Origin of the sequence: Streptomyces sp. NBC_01016 (assembly GCF_026341035.1) — a bacterium.
GTDB lineage: Bacteria > Actinomycetota > Actinomycetes > Streptomycetales > Streptomycetaceae > Streptomyces.
Genome location: NZ_JAPEOQ010000002.1, coordinates 87,240 through 106,921, shown reverse-complemented (window position 1 = coordinate 106,921; position 19,682 = coordinate 87,240). Strand labels below are relative to the sequence as shown.

At 70.1% G+C, this 19,682-nt stretch carries 15 protein-coding genes; 9 read left to right on the top strand and 6 right to left on the bottom strand.

Annotated elements, in window-relative coordinates; all coding sequences use genetic code 11:
- Positions 1-17: 17 nt before the first annotated feature.
- A complete protein-coding gene (locus OG746_RS27270) occupies positions 18-317 on the top strand; it encodes a heavy-metal-associated domain-containing protein (protein WP_266719411.1) in 300 nt (99 codons plus the stop codon).
- 60 nt (positions 318-377) lie between these two features.
- A complete protein-coding gene (locus tag OG746_RS27265) occupies positions 378-2,741 on the top strand; it encodes a heavy metal translocating P-type ATPase (RefSeq protein WP_266719409.1) in 2,364 nt (787 codons plus the stop codon).
- A 571-nt stretch (positions 2,742-3,312) separates the two neighbouring features.
- On the opposite strand, the gene OG746_RS27260 is transcribed toward OG746_RS27265, so the two are convergent.
- The 3 genes from OG746_RS27260 to OG746_RS27250 all read right to left on the bottom strand — a co-directional run bounded on the left by OG746_RS27260 (position 3,313) and on the right by OG746_RS27250 (position 7,718).
- Positions 3,313-4,623: a citrate synthase gene (locus OG746_RS27260; RefSeq protein ID WP_266719407.1), complete on the bottom strand. Its 1,311-nt coding sequence runs from the start codon at positions 4,621-4,623 to the stop codon at positions 3,313-3,315.
- 184 nt (positions 4,624-4,807) lie between these two features.
- On the bottom strand, positions 4,808-7,069 hold the full coding sequence (recD2, locus tag OG746_RS27255) for an SF1B family DNA helicase RecD2 (RefSeq protein WP_266719405.1): 2,262 nt from the start codon (positions 7,067-7,069) through the stop codon (positions 4,808-4,810).
- Between the two features lie 70 nt (positions 7,070-7,139).
- Positions 7,140-7,718, bottom strand: a complete 579-nt coding sequence (locus tag OG746_RS27250; RefSeq protein ID WP_266719403.1) for a hypothetical protein — start codon at positions 7,716-7,718, stop codon at positions 7,140-7,142.
- A 280-nt stretch (positions 7,719-7,998) separates the two neighbouring features.
- Here OG746_RS27250 and OG746_RS27245 point away from each other — a divergent pair, with 280 nt between their 5' ends.
- The 5 genes from OG746_RS27245 (at position 7,999) to rbsD (ending at position 13,907) form a co-directional block, all read left to right on the top strand.
- Complete coding sequence (locus OG746_RS27245) at positions 7,999-9,063, top strand: LacI family DNA-binding transcriptional regulator (protein ID WP_266719401.1); 1,065 nt, start codon at positions 7,999-8,001, stop codon at positions 9,061-9,063.
- The gene (locus OG746_RS27240; protein ID WP_266719399.1) at positions 9,060-10,613 is read left to right on the top strand and encodes a sugar ABC transporter ATP-binding protein; all 1,554 of its coding nucleotides are present in this window, start codon (positions 9,060-9,062) and stop codon (positions 10,611-10,613) included. The genes OG746_RS27245 and OG746_RS27240 overlap by 4 nt, the downstream gene beginning before the upstream one ends.
- Positions 10,603-12,549 (top strand): ABC transporter permease/substrate-binding protein, encoded by a 1,947-nt coding sequence (locus OG746_RS27235; RefSeq protein WP_266719397.1) that lies wholly within the window; start codon positions 10,603-10,605, stop codon positions 12,547-12,549. Before OG746_RS27240 ends, OG746_RS27235 begins: the two co-directional genes overlap by 11 nt.
- Positions 12,550-12,621: 72 nt before the next feature.
- Positions 12,622-13,521: a ribokinase gene (gene rbsK, locus OG746_RS27230; RefSeq protein WP_266719395.1), complete on the top strand. Its 900-nt coding sequence runs from the start codon at positions 12,622-12,624 to the stop codon at positions 13,519-13,521.
- Positions 13,518-13,907: a D-ribose pyranase gene (gene rbsD, locus OG746_RS27225; protein ID WP_266719393.1), complete on the top strand. Its 390-nt coding sequence runs from the start codon at positions 13,518-13,520 to the stop codon at positions 13,905-13,907. Before rbsK ends, rbsD begins: the two co-directional genes overlap by 4 nt.
- A 240-nt stretch (positions 13,908-14,147) precedes the next feature.
- Here the strand turns inward: rbsD and OG746_RS27220 are convergent, their stop codons facing one another.
- The 3 genes from OG746_RS27220 to OG746_RS27210 are packed head-to-tail and all read right to left on the bottom strand — an operon-like array spanning position 14,148 to position 17,298.
- Positions 14,148-14,993, bottom strand: a complete 846-nt coding sequence (locus tag OG746_RS27220; protein WP_266719391.1) for a sugar phosphate isomerase/epimerase family protein — start codon at positions 14,991-14,993, stop codon at positions 14,148-14,150.
- Positions 14,990-16,144, bottom strand: coding sequence for a dihydrodipicolinate synthase family protein (locus tag OG746_RS27215; protein WP_266719389.1), 1,155 nt, complete (start codon positions 16,142-16,144; stop codon positions 14,990-14,992). The genes OG746_RS27220 and OG746_RS27215 overlap by 4 nt, the downstream gene beginning before the upstream one ends.
- Entirely contained in the window at positions 16,141-17,298 is a 1,158-nt protein-coding gene (locus OG746_RS27210; RefSeq protein WP_266719387.1) for a Gfo/Idh/MocA family protein, read from the bottom strand. The genes OG746_RS27215 and OG746_RS27210 overlap by 4 nt, the downstream gene beginning before the upstream one ends.
- A gap of 206 nt (positions 17,299-17,504) precedes the next feature.
- On the opposite strand from OG746_RS27210, the gene OG746_RS27205 reads away from it, so the two are divergent.
- Together OG746_RS27205 and OG746_RS27200 are read left to right on the top strand one after the other, a co-directional pair.
- Complete coding sequence (locus tag OG746_RS27205) at positions 17,505-18,551, top strand: LacI family DNA-binding transcriptional regulator (protein WP_266719385.1); 1,047 nt, start codon at positions 17,505-17,507, stop codon at positions 18,549-18,551.
- Between the two features lie 471 nt (positions 18,552-19,022).
- Positions 19,023-19,679 (top strand): TetR/AcrR family transcriptional regulator, encoded by a 657-nt coding sequence (locus OG746_RS27200; protein ID WP_266719383.1) that lies wholly within the window; start codon positions 19,023-19,025, stop codon positions 19,677-19,679.
- The last annotated feature ends 3 nt before the right edge of the window (positions 19,680-19,682 follow it).

Below are 19,682 nucleotides of genomic sequence, written 5' to 3'. Positions count from 1 at the left end.
CCACCAAGGAGTACGTCATGAGCGCCCACACCGAGCTCCCCCAGGCCGACACCGAGTCCGCCGGTTCCTGCTGCGGCGGCGCCTGCCACACCGACGCCGCGGCCACCGAGGGCGCCTTCACGGCCGTGTACGAGGTCAAGGGCATGACGTGCGGCCACTGCGAGGGCGCGGTGTCCAGTGAGATCTCGGAGCTCGCCGACGTCACTTCGGTCCAGGCGAGCGCCGCCACCGGCCAGGTCACGGTCGTCTCCACCGCCGCGCTCGACGAGGAAGCGGTCCGCGCGGCGGTGGACGAGGCGGGCTACGAGCTCGTCTGAGCCGCACGGCCGGGGCCGGAACCTCCACCACCGGCCCCCGCCCGTACGCTCGGCACCACCATGACGGACGACGCACCACGCCCCACGGAACACCTCGACCTGGCCATCGGGGGCATGACCTGCGCCTCCTGCTCCGCCCGCATCGAGAAGAAGCTCAACCGCATCGCGGGCGTGACAGCAACGGTCAACCTGGCCACGGAAAAGGCCAAGGTCTCCCACACACCCGAGGTCACCCCCGAATCCCTGATCACCACGATCACAAAACTCGGCTACACGGCAGAACGCCTCGCCCAGACAGCGTCCGCCGCCGAGGTCGAACAGGGAGCGGAATCAGACAGTCGGCCGCCGATGCGAGGGAGGGGACGCGTCGGGGTGCCCCCGCAGGACTCCGCAGAAGCACCACTCGCGGAATCGCAGTTCCCGGAGGCGCCCGCCCCGGTGGCCGAGGAGGTACCCCGACGCGGCCCCGCACCCACGGACAAAACCAGGGCGCCCACGGCCGACCGCCCGACACCACTCCGCCAACGCCTCACGGTCTCCGCACTCCTCGCCACCCCCGTGATCCTCATGGCGATGATCCCGGCCCTCCAGTTCACCAACTGGCAATGGCTGTCGCTCACCCTGGCGTCCCCCGTCGTCGTCTGGGGCGGCCTCCCCTTCCACCGTGCCGCATGGACGAACCTGCGACACGGCGCGGCCACCATGGACACCCTCGTCTCCCTGGGCACACTCGCCGCCTACGGCTGGTCCCTGTGGGCACTGTTCCTCAACACGCCACCCACACCACCCATCTACCTGGAAGTGGCCTCGGGCGTGGTCACCTTCATCCTCCTGGGCCGCTACCTGGAGGCCCGCGCCAAGCGCGCCGCCGGCGCCGCCCTGCGCGCCCTCCTCGACCTGGGCGCCAAGGAAGTCACCCTCCTCACCCCCGACGGCGCCGAAGCACGCATCCCGGCCGACCACCTGAAGCCCGGCGACCGCTTCGTCGTCCGCCCCGGCGAGAAGATCGCCACGGACGGCACGGTCACCGAGGGCACAAGCGCCGTGGACACCTCGATCCTCACCGGCGAGTCGATCCCCACCGACGTCACCGTCGGAGACCCCGTCACCGGCGCGACCGTCAACGCCGCGGGCCGCATCGTCGTGGAGGCCACCCGCGTAGGCGCGGACACCCAGCTCGCCCGCATGGCGAAGCTCGTAGAGGAGGCCCAAACAGGAAAGGCCCAGGTCCAACGCCTGGCGGACAGAATCTCCGCGGTCTTCGTCCCGGTGGTCCTACTGATCGCCTCGGGCACACTGCTCACCTGGCTCTTCACCACCGGCAACACCACATCCGCCTTCACAGCAGCAGTGGCCGTCCTGATCATCGCCTGCCCCTGCGCCCTCGGCCTGGCCACCCCCACGGCCCTCATGGTCGGCACGGGCCGCGGCGCAAGCCTGGGCATCCTGATCAAGGGCCCCGAGGTCCTGGAATCAACCCGCACGGTCAACACGGTCGTCCTGGACAAAACCGGAACGGTCACCACGGGCCACATGACCCTCACGGCCGCACACTCGACCACCACCGACGAAAAAGACCTCCTCCGCCTGGCAGGCGCCCTGGAACACGCCTCAGAACACCCGGTGGCCCGAGCAATCACAACAGGAGCAGCCGACCACGCAGGCGAACTCCCCCGGGCAACGGACTTCACCAACACCCCCGGCCTGGGCGTACGCGGCACGGTCGAGGGCCACACCGTCCTCGTAGGCCGCGAGCGACTGCTCAAGGAACACGGCATCCCCCTGCCACCCGAACTCACCAGAACCCGCACCGCCGCGGAAGCGACCGGCGGCACAGCGGTCACGGTCGCCTGGGACGGCGAGGCCCGCGGCGTCCTGACGGTCACGGACGCGGTCAAGGAGACGAGCGCGGAGGCGGTGACCGCCCTCCGCTCCCTGGGCCTCACACCGATCCTCCTGACCGGCGACAACCGCGCCGCGGCGGACTCGGTCGCCCGCGCGGTGGGCATCGCCGAGGAGGACGTGATCGCGGAGGTCATGCCCGAGGACAAGGTCGACGTGATCAAGCGCCTTCAGGCCGAGGGCCGCAGCGTCGCGATGGTCGGCGACGGGGTCAACGACGCCGCCGCGCTGGCCACCGCCGACCTGGGCCTGGCCATGGGCACCGGCACGGACGCGGCGATCGAGGCCGGCGACCTGACACTCGTCCGCGGCGATCTACGCGTGGCCGCGGACGCGATCCGGCTCTCGCGCCGCACCCTCGCCACGATCAAGGGCAACCTCTGCTGGGCCTTCGGCTACAACATCGCGGCGATCCCGCTCGCCGCGGCCGGCCTGCTGAACCCGATGATCGCGGGAGCGGCGATGGCCTTCTCGTCGGTCTTCGTGGTGACGAACAGCCTGCGGCTGCGCAGATTCACGTAGAGACCTGCCGAGATCCCTGGACCTCCACACAATCCACACGGCACAATTGCAGCACTCCCCCACAGAGGCCGATATCCACATATCGGACCCCTTGCGGACGCACGGGACATATGCAAGAGACGCAGATCACATTGGTCTGGACGTAACCCTTTGCGGCTCTCGTGAGTCTAAGGAGGCGATGCAGGAACGTCTTGGGGGACGTTTCCGCATCGGAGGGACCCGTCTTGGGGGACGGTCCCGACAGCGTTGGCCGGGGCACGTGCGCCGGGAAGCTTGAGCGGCCCGCCCGGCGGTACGTGTTCCGGCGGCCGACGCACCAAAGACCCCCAGGCCGGATCCCGTGGGGGGAATCCGACCCGGGTAAAGGAAAGCGCCCCGACTGTCGGCCCGTGGGGGGACCGACAGCGGGGCGCTTTCTGCTTGCCGCAGGTTGACCGGGAGGTGCGGGGGCCGCGACCTACCCAACGTTTCGGTTGGAGGGGTTACGGACTCGGGGCTCTGCCCCGGACCCCGCGCCTCAATCGCCGGCGGGGCTTGATGTGCCCAACCGGCGTTGCGGGAAGCAGTGAAGTCAGCGCTGCTCGACCGGGAGGAAGTCGCGTTCGACGACGCCCGTGTAGATCTGGCGCGGGCGGCCGATGCGCGAACCCGGCTCCTTGATCATCTCGTGCCACTGGGCGATCCAGCCCGGAAGGCGGCCGAGGGCGAAGAGGACCGTGAACATCTCGGTCGGGAAGCCCATGGCCCGGTAGATCAGGCCGGTGTAGAAGTCGACGTTCGGGTAGAGCTTGCGCTCGACGAAGTACTCGTCGGCCAGCGCGTGCTCTTCCAGCTTCAGCGCGATGTCGAGCAGCTCGTCGGACTTGCCGAGCGCCGAGAGGACATCGTGCGCCGCCGCCTTGATGATCTTCGCCCGCGGGTCGAAGTTCTTGTAGACGCGGTGCCCGAAGCCCATGAGCTTCACGCCGTCTTCCTTGTTCTTCACCTTGCGGATGAACTCGTCGACGTCGCCGCCGGCCGCCTGGATGCCCTCGAGCATCTCCAAGACGGACGCGTTGGCGCCACCGTGCAGCGGACCCCACAGCGCGGAGATACCGGCGGAGATCGACGCGAACATGTTGGCCTGCGACGAGCCCACCAGGCGCACCGTGGACGTCGAGCAGTTCTGCTCGTGGTCCGCGTGCAGGATGAGCAGCTTCTCGAGGGCCGAGACGACGACCGGGTCCGGCACGTACTCCTGGGCCGGCACGGAGAACGTCATGCGCAGGAAGTTCTCGACGTAGCCGAGGTCGTTGCGCGGGTAGACGAACGGGTGGCCGATCGACTTCTTGTAGGCGTACGCCGCGATCGTCGGCAGCTTCGCCAGCAGGCGGATCGTCGAGAGGTGACGCTGCTGCTCGTCGAACGGGTTGTGGCTGTCCTGGTAGAAGGTGGACAGCGCGGAGACCACGGAGGACAGCATGGCCATCGGGTGGGCGTCCCGCGGGAAGCCGTCGAAGAACCGCTTCACGTCCTCGTGCAGGAGCGTGTGCCCGGTGATCTCGTTCTTGAAGGTGGAGAGCTCGTCGACCGTCGGGAGCTCGCCGTTGATCAGCAGGTAGGCGACCTCGGTGAACGTCGAGTTCTCGGCCAGCTGCTCGATCGGGTACCCGCGGTAACGCAGGATGCCCTGCTCACCGTCGAGATAGGTGATCGCGGATTTATAGGCGGCTGTGTTGCCATATCCGCTGTCGAGGGTCACCAGGCCCGTCTGGGCCCGCAGCTTCCCGATGTCGAAGCCCTGGTCGCCCACGGTGCTGTCGATCACCGGGTAGGTGTACTCGTCGTCGCCGTACTGGAGTACTACAGCCTTCTCGTTCTGCTCGCTCACGTCATCCCTCACCGACGTAGTGCCTCTTCTTCGAGGTGCCCTGACTGTCTCTACCTTCCCCCACTTGGCCCAGCAGAGTGCACTCGGGGTCGCCCATTGGGCTCATTGACGGCACTCAGTGCCGTCAACTTGCTCATCCTGCCCCCTTCGCCCTGGTTCCGGAAGTGCTTGTGACCTTCGTGACTCACTTGATCGATCAAATCTTTTGAGCAACGGCACCCGACAGCCGGAAATTCAGGGCGGTACACCGCCTTCCGGCCGAAATCGTACGCACCGCCTGGCCGATCGCTCTGCGCGAACCGACCAGGACGACGAGCTTCTTGGCGCGGGTGACCGCCGTATAGAGGAGGTTGCGCTGGAGCATCATCCAGGCTCCCGTCGTGACGGGGATCACCACGCACGGGTACTCGCTGCCCTGGGAGCGGTGGATGGTCACAGCGTAGGCATGCGCCAGCTCGTCCAGCTCGTCGAAGTCATAGGGGACCTCCTCGTCCTCATCGGTGCGGACGGTGAGCCTCTGCTCCTCGGCGTCGAGGGACGTGACGACGCCCACCGTGCCGTTGAAGACGCCGTTCGCCCCCTTCTCGTAGTTGTTCCGAATCTGGGTGACCTTGTCCCCCACCCGAAACACACGCCCACCGAACCGCTTCTCGGGAAGCTCGGGCCGCCCCGGCGTGATCGCCTGCTGGAGCAGCCCGTTGAGATTCCCGGCGCCGGCGGGGCCGCGGTGCATCGGCGCGAGCACCTGGACGTCGCGCCGCGGGTCGAGCCCGAACTTGGCGGGGATCCGGCGGGCCGCGACGTCGACGGTGAGCCGCCCGGCCTCCTCGGTGTCGTCCTCCACGAACAGGAAGAAGTCCTTGAGCCCCGAAGTAAGGGGCTGCTGGCCGGAGTTGATCCGGTGCGCATTGGTGACGACACCGGACTCCTGAGCCTGCCGGAAAATCCGGGTGAGCCGCACAGCGGGCACAGGGCTCCCCTCGACGAGCATGTCCCGCAGCACCTCACCGGCCCCCACACTCGGCAACTGATCCACATCCCCCACAAACAGAAGATGCGCCCCGGGCGGCACCGCCTTCACCAGCTTGTTGGCGAGCAGCAGATCCAACATGGAGGCCTCGTCCACGACCACAAGGTCGGCGTCCAACGGCCGCTCCTTGTCGTACGCGGCGTCCCCGCCCGGCTTCAATTCGAGCAGCCGGTGAACAGTCGACGCCTCGGCCCCGGTCAGCTCGGCGAGCCGCTTGGCGGCACGCCCGGTGGGAGCGGCGAGCACGACCTTGGCGCGCTTGGCGCGGGCCAGCTCCACAACGGACCGTACGGTGAAGGACTTTCCGCAGCCGGGGCCGCCGGTGAGCACGGCCACCTTCTTGCTGAGCGCGAGCTTGACCGCCTCCTCCTGCTCGGGAGCGAGCTGCGCCCCCGTGCGGTCGGCGAGCCACGCGAGCGCCTTGTCCCACGCGACGTCCTGGAAGGCGGGCATCCGGTCGTCCTCCGTGCGCAGCAGTCTGAGCAGCTGGGCGGAGAGGGAGAGTTCGGCCCGGTGGAAGGGGACCAGGTAGATCGCGGTGACCGGCTCCCCGTCCTCGCCCGGCACCGTCTCGCGTACCACGCCGGGCTCGCCGGAATCCTCGTCGGGCAGGGCCAGTTCGGCGAGGCACTCGATGACGAGGCCGGTGTCGACCTGGAGCAGCTTCACGGCGTCGGCGATGAGCCGCTGCTCGGGCAGGAAGCAGTGCCCCTGGTCGGTGGATTGCGAAAGGGCGTACTGGAGACCGGCCTTGACCCGCTCCGGGCTGTCGTGCGGGATGCCGACGGACTGGGCGATGCGGTCGGCGGTGAGGAATCCGATGCCCCAGACGTCGGAGGCGAGGCGGTACGGCTGGTTCTTCACGACGGAGATCGACGCGTCGCCGAACTTCTTGAAGATGCGCACGGCGATGGAGGTGGAGACGCCGACACTCTGGAGGAAGACCATCACTTCCTTGATGGCCTTCTGCTCCTCCCACGCGTCGGCGATCTTCTTCGTCCGCTTGGGGCCGAGCCCCGGCACCTCGATCAGCCGCTTCGGCTCCTGCTCGATGATGTCGAGGGTGTCGAGCCCGAAGTGCTGCGTGATGCGGTCGGCGAAGACGGGTCCGATGCCCTTGACCAGGCCGGATCCGAGATAGCGGCGGATGCCCTGGATGGTCGCGGGCAGCAGCGTCGTGTAGTTCTCGACCGTGAACTGCTTGCCGTACTGCGGGTGGGAGCCCCAACGGCCCTCCATCCGCAGCGACTCCCCCACCTGCGCCCCGAGCAGCGAGCCGACGACGGTCAGCAGGTCCCCTGCGCCCCTGCCGGTGTCGACCCGGCCGACCGTGTACCCCGTCTCCTCGTTGGCGTACGTGATCCGCTCGAGGACGCCCTCGAGCCGCGCCATCTGCCGCGCTCCGGCAGCCTCCTGCTGCTTCGCCATGATCCGACGTTAGCGGGAGGGTCCGACAACGCGGGAGGGGTCACCCGGCCCCGGCCTCTGCCGGCGGGGATCACACCCCGCCCATCGGCTCCGGATCCACCCTCACCGGCGTGCCCCACACGCGGACGACCTCGTAGTCCGTGAACTCGTGGACCAGGCGGTACGCCATCGCCGCGTCCGGGCGGCGGCGCTGGGCCGCCAGGTAGAGGTCCGCCTCGCGGCGGTCGTGGCGGGGGGTGCCGCAGAGCTGCCACACCTGCCCGTTCCACATCTCCGGGATCCAGCGCTGCTGGGGCTGGGGGCGGTCCTCGCGCGTCCCGTAGCGGGAGAGCACGGGGCCCTCCTCGGCGGAGCGGGCCGCCGGGCCGGGGGCGCCCGAGATCTGGGAGCGGCGGGCCTTGCGGCGGCGGGTCTCGCAGAACAGGCACAGGTCGGGGGCGGACTCCTCGACCGGGCCGTAGGGGTGCTCCTTGCAGCGGGTCGTGGGCTTCTCGCCGGACACCGCGTCGTCGAGCTGGTCGAGGGCGCGGGTCAGGTCGCCGCGGACCTCGTGCAGCACGTCGTCCGGGGTGTCGCCGGTGAGCTTCTCGCCGTGCTCGCCGAGCACGCGGAGGGCGCGGCCTAGTGCGGTGAGCTGCGCGTGGTTCACGTCCGTTGCTCCGTCTCCGTCATCCATGACTCATTGCTTCGCAATGAGTTCCACCTTCGCACGCGCCACCGACAATCCCGTCCGGCGACGGCGTTACGCCCCGGGCTCCGCCCCGGACCCCGCGGGCTCTCGTCGAAGAGCGGGGCTTGATCGGCCGATCACGATCACGATCCCGTCACGACCACTCCCACCCCCTTGCCCCCACCCCATGTAATCGATTCCAATCCCTCATGCAGATCGATGTAATCGATTCCACGTAGCCACAAGGAGGTGGCCGGCGATGGCGAGTATCAAGGATGTCGCGGCCGCGGCCGGCGTTTCCGTCGCCACGGTTTCCCGGGTCCTGAACAGCCACCCGTCCGTCAGCCCGGACGCCCGCACCCGCGTGCTCGCCGCCGTGGAGTCGCTCGGCTACCGGCCCAACGCGGTGGCCCGTTCGCTGCGCACCGCGCAGACCCGCACGCTCGGCCTGGTCATCAGTGACGTGCTGAACCCGTACTTCGGTGAGCTCGCCCGCTCCGTCGAGGACGAGGCCCGCGGGCTCGGCTACAGCGTGATCATCGGCAACGCCGACGAGCGGCCGGAGCTCCAGGACCACCACGTACGCACGCTGCTCGACCGGCGCATCGACGGCCTGCTCGTGTCCCCCACCGACGGCGCCTCGCCGCTGATGCTGGACGCGGCCCGCGCGGGCACGCCCATGGTCTTTGTCGACCGGTGGATCCCCGGCGTGGACGTGCCCGTGGTGCGCTCCGACGGGCGGGCGGCCGTCCGGGACCTCGTCGCCCACCTGCACCGGCTCGGGCACCGCCGCCTCGCGATCATCGCGGGCCCGGCCGCCACCACGACCGGCAGCGAGCGCGTCGACGCCTTCCGGGAGGCCCTCGCCTCGTACGAGATCGAGCTTCCGGACGCCTACATAGGGCAGGGCGACTTCCAGGCGGACAGCGGGCGGCGGGTGACCGAGGCGTTCGTCGATCTGCCCGAGCCGCCCCAGGTCGTCTTCGCGGCCGACAACCTCATGGCGCTCGGCGCGCTCGACGCCATCCGCGCGCGCGGGCTGCGCGTCCCGGACGACATCGCGGTCGCCGCGTTCGACGACATCCCGTGGTTCGTGCACACCGATCCGCCCATCACGGCGATCGCCCAGCCGACCAAGGACCTCGGCCGGGCCGCCGTGCGCGCCCTGGTCGACCGCATCGAGGGGCGGGTGCCCGAGTCGGTCATCCTCCCCGCCCACCTCGTCGTACGACGCTCCTGCGGCGAGACAGGCGAGATCGGCGAGACCCCCCACACGCAACAAGCCCCCCACACGCCCACCTCAATGGAGAGGAGCAACGGATGAGCAGCTCCGAAGAGTTGCTGCGTATCGAAGGGATACGGAAGACCTTCCCCGGCGTGGTCGCGCTCGACAGCGTCGACTTCGACCTGCGCCGCGGGGAGGTGCACGTACTGCTCGGTGAGAACGGGGCCGGAAAGAGCACGCTGATCAAGATGCTCTCCGGTGCCTATACGCCCGACGAGGGCCGTATCACCGTCGGTGGCGAGCAGGTCCGCATCCATGGTGCGCAGGACGCCGAACGGCTCGGCATCGCGACGATCTATCAGGAGTTCAATCTCGTTCCTGATCTGACCGTCGCCGAGAACATCTTCCTGGGGCGCCAGCCGCGCCGCTTCGGTCTCATCGACCGGAAGAAGATGGAAGCGGACGCCGAGGAGCTCCTCGCGCGCGTGGGCGTGAAGGTGTCGCCACGCGCGCGGGTGCGCGAACTGGGCATCGCCCGGCTCCAGATGGTGGAGATCGCGAAGGCCCTCAGCCTGAATGCGCGCGTGCTCATCATGGACGAGCCGACCGCCGTGCTCACTTCCGAAGAGGTCGAGAAGCTGTTCGCGATCGTGCGGCAGCTGCGCGAGGACGGCGTCGGCGTCGTCTTCATCACCCACCACCTGGAGGAGATCGGCGCGCTCGGCGACCGGGTGACGGTCATCCGAGACGGCCGCAGCGTGGGCCAGGTGCCCGCCGCCACCCCCGAGGACGAGCTCGTCCGCCTCATGGTGGGCCGCTCCATCGACCAGCAGTACCCGCGCGAACGCCCGGACGCACAGGACACGGCCGGCGCGTTGCTGAAGGTCGAGGGTCTGACCCGGGACGGCGTCTTCCACGACGTCGGCTTCGAGGTGCGAGCCGGCGAGGTCGTCGGCATCGCGGGGCTCGTGGGCGCGGGACGTACCGAGGTCGTACGGGCCGTCTTCGGCGCCGACCCGTACGACTCGGGCTCCGTCGAGGTCGCGGGCAGCGCGCTCCCCCGGCACGACGTCATCGCCGCGATGGCCGCGGGGGTCGGGCTCGTCCCCGAGGACCGCAAGGGGCAGGGCCTCGTCCTCGACCAGTCGGTGGAGGAGAACCTGGGGCTCGTCACCATGCGGGCGGCGACCCGCGCAGGGTTCGTGGACCGGCAGGGCCAGCACGACGCCGCCGAGCGGATCGCGAAGCAACTGGGCGTCCGGATGGCCGGGTTGGGCCAGCACGTGCGCACCCTGTCCGGCGGCAACCAGCAGAAGGTCGTCATCGGCAAGTGGCTGCTCGCGGACATCAAGGTGCTGATCCTCGACGAGCCGACGCGCGGCATCGACGTCGGCGCGAAGGTCGAGATCTACCAGCTCATCAACGAGCTGACCGCCGCAGGGCACGCCGTGCTCATGATCTCCAGCGATCTCCCCGAAGTCCTCGGCATGAGCGACCGGGTCCTTGTGATGGCGCAGGGACGCATCGCCGGTGAACTCGCCGCCGAGGAGGCCACGCAGGACTCCGTGATGGCCCTCGCCGTCAGCAACCAGAACACCGACAACCAGCAGCACAACGCCTTCGAAGAGGAGGGCTCCCGTGACCACTGAGACACTCAACAAGCCACAGGCCAAGAACAACGGGAGCCTGCTGCGGCTGCTCCTCGACAACGGCGCGCTGACCGCGCTCGTCGTCCTGGTCGTCGCCATGTCGCTGATGTCCGGCGACTTCCTGACCACCCAGAACCTGCTGAACGTCGGCGTGCAGGCGGCCGTCACCGCGATCCTCGCGTTCGGTGTCACCTTCGTCATCGTCTCGGCGGGCATCGACCTGTCGGTCGGCTCGGTGGCCGCGCTGTCGGCGACCGTCCTCGCGTGGGCGGCCACGAGCGAGGGCGTGCCGGTGGTGATAGCCGTGCTGCTCGCCGTCGTCACGGGTGTCGCCTGCGGCTTCGTCAACGGCCTGCTCATCTCGTACGGCAAGCTCCCGCCGTTCATCGCGACGCTGGCGATGCTGTCGGTCGGGCGCGGTCTGTCCCTGGTGATCTCGCAGGGTTCGCCGATCCCGTTCCCCGACTCGGTCTCCAAGCTCGGTGACACGCTGGGCGGTTGGCTGCCCGTGCCGGTCATCGTGATGATCGTGATGGGGCTCATCACGGCGGTCGTCCTCGCCCGTACGTTCATCGGCCGGTCCATGTACGCGATCGGCGGCAACGAGGAGGCGGCCCGCCTCTCCGGTCTGCGCGTGAAGCGGCAGAAGCTCGTCATCTACGGCCTGTCCGGCCTGTTCGCGGCCGTCGCCGGCATCGTGCTCGCCTCCCGTCTCGCCTCCGCGCAGCCGCAGGCCGCGAACGGCTACGAGCTGGACGCCATCGCCGCCGTCGTCATCGGCGGCGCCTCGCTGGCCGGTGGTACGGGCAAGGCGTCGGGCACGTTCATCGGCGCGCTGATCCTCGCCGTGCTCCGCAACGGCCTCAACCTCCTTTCGGTGTCCGCCTTTTGGCAGCAGGTCGTCATCGGTGTCGTGATCGCCCTCGCGGTGCTGCTCGACACGGCGCGTCGCAAGGCCGGTGCGCAGCCGGCCTCCGCGGGTGCCGGGACCGGTGGGCCCAGGCAGCGGATGCAGTACGTGCTCGCGGCCGTGGTCGCCATCGCGATCGTCGGCGGCCTCGCGGTGTGGAACAACACCGGTTCCTCCGGCGGCAAGAAGGACCTCAAGCTCGGCATGGCCGTCTCCACGCTCAACAACCCGTTCTTCACCGAGATGCGGGCGGGCGCCCAGGCCGAGGCGAAGAAGCAGGGCGTCGAGCTGACCGTCACTGACGCGCAGAACGACGCCTCGCAGCAGGCCAACCAGCTCCAGAACTTCACGAGCGAGGGGCTCAGCGCCGTCATCGTGAACCCGGTCGACTCCGACGCCGTCGGCCCGTCCGTGCGCACCGCCAACAAGGCCGACATCCCCGTCGTCGCCGCCGACCGCGGCGTCAACAAGGCGAAGGCCGCGACCCTCGTCGCCTCCGACAACGTCGCGGGCGGCAAGCAGGCCGCGAAGATCATGGCCGACAAGCTGGGCGGCAAGGGCAAGATCGCGGTCCTCCAGGGCCAGGCCGGTACGTCCGCCAGCCGTGAGCGCGGCGCGGGCTTCGCCGCGGGGATCAAGAACTACCCGGGCATCAAGGTCGTCGCCAAGCAGCCCGCGGACTTCGACCGCACCAAGGGCCTGGACGTCATGACGAACATGCTCCAGTCGCACCCCGACGTCGACGGCGTCTTCGCCGAGAACGACGAGATGGCGCTCGGCGCGATCAAGGCGCTCGGCTCGAAGGCCGGCAAGTCCGTCCCCGTCATCGGCTTCGACGGCACGCCCGACGGCTTCAAGGCGGTCAAGGCGGGCACGCTGTACGCCTCCGTGGCCCAGCAGCCGCGCGAGCTCGGAAAGATGGCCGTGCAGAACGCGATCGCCGCGGCGAAGGACAAGAAGATCTCCTCGGCGGTGAAGGTGCCCGTGAAGGTCGTCACGGCGAAGAACGTCGCCGACTTCAAGTGACGGACCACGAGTGACCGGCCCCGTTCGGCGGCTCTCGTACCCTTTGCGGTGACGTACGAAGAAAGGCACAACATGAACACGTACGACCTCCTCGTCGTCGGGTCGGCCAACGCCGACCTGGTGGTGGGCGTCGACCGGCGGCCGGCCGCGGGCGAGACCGTTCTCGGCTCCGACCTGACGACCCACCCCGGCGGCAAGGGCGCCAACCAGGCGGTCGCCGCCGCCAAGTTGGGCGCTCGTACGGCGCTGCTCGCGCGGGTCGGCGACGACGGGCACGGCAGGCTGCTGCGCGACTCGATGGAGGCGGCGGGCGTGGACACGTCCGGCGTGCTGGTCGGCGGGGCGCCCACCGGGGTCGCCCTGATCACCGTGGACCCGTCCGGCGACAACTCGATCGTGGTGTCGCCGGGCGCGAACGGTCGGCTCACGCCCGAGGACGTACGGGCGGCGGGCGAGCTGTTCGCGGGGGCGCAGGTCGTCTCGATGATGCTGGAGATCCCGCTGGATACGGTCGCGGAGGTGGTCCGCAATCTCGCGGACGGCGCCCGCCTCGTCCTCAACCCCTCGCCGCCCGCCCCGCTCCCCGACGAGGTGCTCGCGGCCTGCGACCCGCTGATCGTCAACGAGCACGAGGCGAAGGTCATCGCCGGTACGGACCTCGGCGACGACCCCGAGGACTGGGCGCGGCAGCTGCTCTCGCTCGGCCCGCGCTCGGTCGTCGTCACCCTCGGCTCCGAGGGCGCGCTCGTCGCGGACGCGGCGGGCTCGCAGCGGGTCGCGGCGGTGAAGGTGAAGGCCGTCGACACGACCGGCGCCGGTGACGCGTTCACGGCGGCGCTCGCGTGGCGGCTCGGCACCGGCGAATCGCTCGCCGACGCGGCCGCCTACGCGGCGAAGGTCGGCGCGGCCGCGGTCACCAAGGAGGGCGCGCAGGCCTCGTACCCGACCGCCGAGGAGGTCGGGTCGCTGTGAAGAAGGCCGGAATACTCAACCGTCATCTGGCGGGCGCCATAGCCGAGTTGGGGCACGGCGACGGAGTGCTGATCTGCGACGCGGGCATGCCGATCCCGGCAGGACCGCGCGTCGTCGACCTCGCGTTCCGGGCCGGTGTGCCGTCCTTCGCGGAGGTCCTCGACGGGCTGCTCGACGAGCTGGTGGTGGAGGCGGCCACGGCGGCCCGCGAGGTGCGGGAGGCGAACCCGGACACCGCCGAGCTCCTCCAGGACCGTCTGGAGCCCCTCGGTTTCGTCACGCACGAGGAGCTGAAGGCGCTGTCGGCGCACGCGCGGCTCGTCGTCCGCACGGGAGAGGCACGTCCGTACGCGAACGTGCTGCTGCGCTGCGGAGTCTTCTTCTGACCCAGGCCCGACTCCGGCCTGATCCAAACGACAGGCCCTAGTAGGCCTGCCCCACCCCGAAAACCCTGCGAGGGGCCCGGTCCGCGGACCGGGCCCCTCGGGCTCTCCCCCTCCTGCGCCGGAACCCCGATCCCCCCAGATCGCCCCCCTGGGTGTTCCGACACCCAGTACGACACTCGGGCGGTGCAGAGGGTTGTACGTGGTTGCGGAGAAAACTTTTTACAGGGCGTGCGCCACGAACTACACGGCGTGCGCCGTGAACCGCTCAGCCGTCTCGGCCAGCACCTCGCGCCCGTCGCGGGCCCACAGACCGTCGTTGAACAGCTCGACCTCGATGGGCCCCGCGTACCCCTGCGCCTCGACGAGACCGCGCCAGTACCGCATGTCGATGGAGCCGTCGCCGATCTGCCCGCGCCCGTTGAGGACGCCCTCGGGCAACGGCGTGGTCCAGTCGGCGAGTTGGAACGTCGCGATACGTCCCTGCGCCCCGGCCCGCGCGATCTGCGCGGGCGCCTGGTCGTCCCACCAGATGTGGTACGTGTCCACGCAGACGCCGACCTGCTCCGCCGGGAAGCGTTCGGCGATGTCCAGGGCCTGCGCGAGCGTCGAGACGACGCAGCGGTCGGACGCGTACATCGGGTGCAGCGGCTCGATCGCGAGCTGCACGCCGCGCTCGGCGGCGTACGGGGCGAGCTCGACGAGCGCGTCACCGATACGTTCACGGGCGCCCGGCAGGTCGTACGAACCGGCCGGGAGGCCGCCCGAGACGAGCACCAGGACATCGGTGCCGAGCGTCACGCACTCGTCGACGGCGCGCTTGTTGTCCTCGATCGCGGCCTTGCGCTCGGTCTCGTCGACCGCGGTGAGGAAGCCGCCCCGGCAGTGCGTGGTGACGTTGAGCCCGGCGTCGCGCAGCAGCTTCGCCGCGGCCTCGACGCCGTACTCCTGGACGGGCGCACGCCACGTACCGAGGTTCTGGACACCCAACTCGCGGCAGGCGTCGACCAGTTCGGGGAGCCCGAGCTGCTTGACGGTCATCTGGTTGATGGAGAAGCGGGGATCCGCGGTGGACTTCTCGGCGCTCATGAGGTCACTCCGTACAGGGCGAGCAGGTTCTTCATCCGGGCCTCGGCGAGCTCCGGCTTCGGGAACAGGCCCAGCTGGTCGGCGAGTTCGTAGGCGCGCGCGAAGTGCGGCAGCGAACGCGCGGACTGGAGGCCGCCGACCATCGTGAAGTGGTCCTGGTGCCCGGAGAGCCAGGCGAGGAAGACGACGCCGGTCTTGTAGAAGCGGGTCGGCGCCTGGAACAGGTGGCGCGACAACTCGACGGTCGGGTCGAGGAGTTGACGGAATCCGTCCACGTCACCCGTGTCGAGGGTGCGTACCGCCTTCGCGGCGAGCGGGCCCAGCGGGTCGAAGATGCCGAGCAGCGCGTGCGAGAAACCGCGCTCGTCGCCGGCGATCAGCTCCGGGTAGTTGAAGTCGTCGCCGGTGTAGCAGCGCACGCCGTTCGGGAGGCGGCGGCGGATGTCGACCTCGCGCTGGGCTTCGAGCAGCGAGACCTTGATGCCGTCGACCTTGTCGGAGTGCGCCTTGATGATCTCGACGAAGGTGTCGGTGGCGGCATCCAGGTCGGACGAGCCCCAGTAGCCCTCCAGCGCCGGGTCGAACATCGGGCCGAGCCAGTGCAGGATGACGGGTTCGGTGGCCTGGCGGAGCAGGTGGCCGTACAGGTCGACGTAGTCCTGCGGGCTGTTCGCGGCGGCGGCGAGCGCGCGGGAGGCCATCAGGATGACCTGGGCGCCCGCCCCCTCGGCGACCGCGAGCTGCTCCTCGTACGCCGCGCGCACGTCCTTGAGGGACGCGCCGGGCGCGATCTGGTCGGTGCCGACGCCGACCGCGATGCGCCCGCCGACCGACTTGGCCTCGGCCGACGAGCGGCGGATCAGCTCGGCGGCGCCCGCCCAGTCCAGGCCCATGCCGCGCTGCGCGGTGTCCATGGCCTCCGCGACGCCGAGGCCGTGCGACCACAGGTGGCGGCGAAAGGCGAGGGTGGCGTCCCAGTCGACGGCGGCCGGGGAGTCCGGCGTGGTGTCGGCGAGCGGGTCGGCGACGACGTGCGCCGCCGAGTAGACGACGCGGGACGCGAGCGGGGCGCCCGTGTCGAAGGTGAGGGGCTCGGCGCGCGGCTCGTAAGCCTTCAACTCACCGGCAGCGTTGGGGAGATGGAGGGTCACAGCGAGATCTCCGGAACGTCGAGGCGGCGGCCCTCGGCGGACGACTTCAGGCCCAGCTCGGCCATCTGCACGCCGCGCGCACCGGCGAGCAGGTCCCAGTGGTAGTCGGCGCCGGCGTAGACGTGCTGGAGGAACAGCTCCCACTGGACCTTGAAGCCATTGTCGAACTCGGTGTTGTCCGGCACTTCCTGCCACTGGTCGCGGAAGGAGTAGGTGGCGGGCAGATCCGGATTCCAGACCGGCTTCGGCGTCGAACTGCGGTGCTGGACACGGCAGTTGCGCAGTCCGGCGACAGCGGACCCTTCCGTACCGTCCACCTGGAACTCGACCAGCTCGTCACGGTTGACGCGCACGTCCCACGACGAGTTGATCTGCGCGACGATGCCGCCCTCGATCTGGAAGATGCCGTACGCGGAGTCGTCGGCGGTGGCGTCGTAGGGCTTGCCGTTCTCGTCCCAGCGGGTGGGGATGTGGGTCTGGGCCAGCGCGTTCACGGAGGTCACGCGGCCGAACAGCTCGTGCAGCACGTACTCCCAGTGCGGGAACATGTCGACGACGATGCCGCCGCCGTCCTCCGAGCGGTAGTTCCAGGAAGGCCGCTGGGCCTCCTGCCAGTCGCCCTCGAAGACCCAGTACCCGAACTCGCCGCGGACCGACAGGATCCGGCCGAAGAAGCCGCCGTCGATGAGCCGCTTCAGCTTGAGCAGACCCGGCAGGAACAACTTGTCCTGTACGACACCGGACTTGACGCCCGCCTCGCGCGCCAGGCGGGCCAGCTCGATGGCGCCCTCCAGGCCGGTGGCGGTCGGCTTCTCGGTGTAGATGTGCTTTCCGGCGGCGATCGCCTTCTTGAGGATCCCCTCGCGGCCCGAGGTCATCGCGGCGTCGAAGAAGATGTCGATGCTGTCGTCGGCGAGGACGGCGTCCACGTCGGTGGAGATGTTGGCCGGGTCGAGGCCGTGCTCCTCGGCGATCGCCTTCAGGGCGTGCTCGCGGCGCCCGACGAGGACCGGCTCGGGCCACAGCACCGTGCCGTCGCCGAGGTCGAGTCCGCCCTGCTCGCGGAGGGCGAGGATGGAGCGGACGAGGTGCTGGCGGTAGCCCATGCGCCCCGTCACACCGTTCATGGCGATGCGCACCGTCTTGCGTGTCACGTGAGTTCCTTCCTCCGGCCGACCGGCCATTCGTGCCCCGCGTATTGCTGCATACGCGAGGTGGCGCCTGCGGAATCTTTCGTAGCAAGCGCTTTCTACCTAAGAAGAAGCTAGCCTCTGGACTGCCGCTCGGACAAGAGCGGATACGAGACCGGGGTCTCGGGAGCTTCGCCGCGGACCCGGGACCCTTCACGGAGGAAGACTCGATGACCGTGACCCTGTCGGATGTGGCCGCCCGCGCGCAGGTGTCCCCCGCCACCGTCTCGCGCGTCCTGAACGGGAACTACCCCGTGGCCGCGAGCACGCGCGAGCGGGTGCTCAAGGCCGTGGACGATCTGGACTACGTGCTCAACGGGCCGGCGAGCGCCCTCGCCGCCGCCACCTCCGACCTGGTCGGGGTCCTGGTCAACGACATCGCCGACCCGTTCTTCGGGATCATGGCCTCCGCGGTGCAGTCGGAGATCGTCGGGCCCGGCGGCCGGGCGGGCGGCGAGCGGCTCGCGGTGGTCTGCAACACGGGCGGCGAGCCGGAGCGCGAGCTGACCTACCTAACCCTGCTGCAGCGCCAGCGCGCGGCGGCGGTCGTGCTCACGGGCGGGGCGATCGAGAACGAGGCCCATGTCGCGGCCGTGGCCGCCAAGTTGCGGCGCCTCGCGGAGGCCGGGACGCGGGTCGTGCTCTGCGGCCGTCCGCCGGTGCCGGACACGGACGCGGTGGCGCTGACCTTCGACAACCGTTCCGGGGCAAGGGAGTTGACGGATCACCTCCTGGCCCTCGGGCACCGACGGATCGGCTACGTCGCGGGCCCCGAGGAGCGCACGACGACCCGCCACCGCCTCGAGGGCCACCGCGAGGCGCTGGCCGCGGCCGGTGTGAGCGAGTCGGACGGGCTTGTGGCGCACGGCTCGTACGATCGCACGTCGGGCTACGAGGCGACGGCCGAACTGTTGTGCCGGGAGCCGGAGTTGACGGCCGTGGTGGCGGCGAACGACAGCGTGGCGCTCGGCGCGTGCGCGGCCCTGCGGGAGGCGGACCTGCGCATCCCGGAGGACGTCTCGGTGGTCGGCTTCGACGACCTCCCCTTCAGCATCGATGCGGCGCCTCCGCTGACGACGTTCCACCTCCCGCTGGCCGAGGCGGCGGCGCGGGCGGGCCGGATCGCGATGGGCCGGGAGGCGGCGCCGAAGGGGCGGATCGTGGAGGTGCGGGGGGAGCTGGTGGTGCGGGGGTCGACGGGGAAGCCGCGGGCGTAGGGCCTGGCACCTAGCGCTTGACCGGGTCCGGGACGGCGACGCCCGACCGCTGCCGCCGCCGCCCGGCCAGCCGGCACCCGACACAGTCGACGTGACCTTCCCGGGCGGTCACATCCCTTACGCGTACGGGGTGTTGGTCATGGCGCCGCGGCCCGGGCGGCTTGCCCCACCCCGCTAGATGCAGCCCCCAGGTGAGCAGCACAGCCACGGCCAGCACCACGGGACCGAGCCAGACCCCCGGACGCCACCCGATGACTCCGACACCAGTCACAGCCACCCCGACCGCGGCAGCCGCGCAGCCCGCCCATCCGGCGAGAGTGTGCCCTTCATCCGTCGCCACCATGTGCCATACCCCCAGTCCGCGATCACCATCATTTATTGAACGATGACTCAAGAACAAGCCACTCGGACCCTAGCACCGTTCTTGAATGGCCGCTCAAGATATCCGGGAAACCGGGATACAGTGACGCCATGACTGGCGGAACAACCGGCGGAACGACTGACGGCACGACCGAGGGAAAGACCCGCCCCCGCGGGCGGCCCCGCACGTTCGACCGGGACGCGGCGCTGGCCGTGGCCGTCCGGCTGTTCTGGGAGCGGGGCTACGAGGCGACCTCGGTGGGCGAGCTGACCGGGGCGATGGGCATCCGCCCGGCCAGCCTGTACGCCGCGTTCGGCGACAAGAAGTCGCTGTTCAGGGAAGCCGTCGAGGTCTACGGTCGGTCCCCCGTCGGCGCCTTCGTCGGCGTGGCACTCGCCGAGGAGCCGACGGCGTACGGGGCGTTCGCCCGCATCCTGCGCGAGGCGGCCCGCACGTACGCGGATCCCTCGCACCCGGCGGGCTGCCTGGCCAACAGTGCCGCGACCAACGTGACGGAGCAGGACGCGGAGATCGCCGCCTTCCTCCGCGACGTCCGCAACGCCGGGGTCGCCTCCTTCGAGGAGCGCCTGCGCCAGGGCCGGGCGGCCGGGGAACTGCCGGAGGGCACGGACACGCCCGCACTCGCCTCGTACTTCGCCGCCGTGGTCCAGGGCCTGTCCCAACGCGCCCGGGACGGCGCGAACGCGGACGAGCTCACGCAGGTCGCCGAGTTCGCGCTGGCGGCGTGGCCGGGAGCCAGGGACTGACGT

Bases quoted from the DNA above. Each gene is read 5' to 3' on its own strand.
- OG746_RS27245 (WP_266719401.1), top strand. From the start codon at position 7,999: ATGGCGAGTATCAAGGATGTCGCGGCCGCGGCCGGCGTTTCCGTCGCC.
- rbsK (WP_266719395.1), top strand. From the start codon at position 12,622: ATGAACACGTACGACCTCCTCGTCGTCGGGTCGGCCAACGCCGACCTG.
- OG746_RS27220 (WP_266719391.1), bottom strand. From the start codon at position 14,993: ATGAGCGCCGAGAAGTCCACCGCGGATCCCCGCTTCTCCATCAACCAG.
- OG746_RS27265 (WP_266719409.1), top strand. From the start codon at position 378: ATGACGGACGACGCACCACGCCCCACGGAACACCTCGACCTGGCCATC.
- OG746_RS27270 (WP_266719411.1), top strand. From the start codon at position 18: ATGAGCGCCCACACCGAGCTCCCCCAGGCCGACACCGAGTCCGCCGGT.
- OG746_RS27200 (WP_266719383.1), top strand. From the start codon at position 19,023: ATGACTGGCGGAACAACCGGCGGAACGACTGACGGCACGACCGAGGGA.
- recD2 (WP_266719405.1), bottom strand. From the start codon at position 7,069: ATGGCGAAGCAGCAGGAGGCTGCCGGAGCGCGGCAGATGGCGCGGCTC.
- OG746_RS27240 (WP_266719399.1), top strand. From the start codon at position 9,060: ATGAGCAGCTCCGAAGAGTTGCTGCGTATCGAAGGGATACGGAAGACC.
- OG746_RS27205 (WP_266719385.1), top strand. From the start codon at position 17,505: ATGACCGTGACCCTGTCGGATGTGGCCGCCCGCGCGCAGGTGTCCCCC.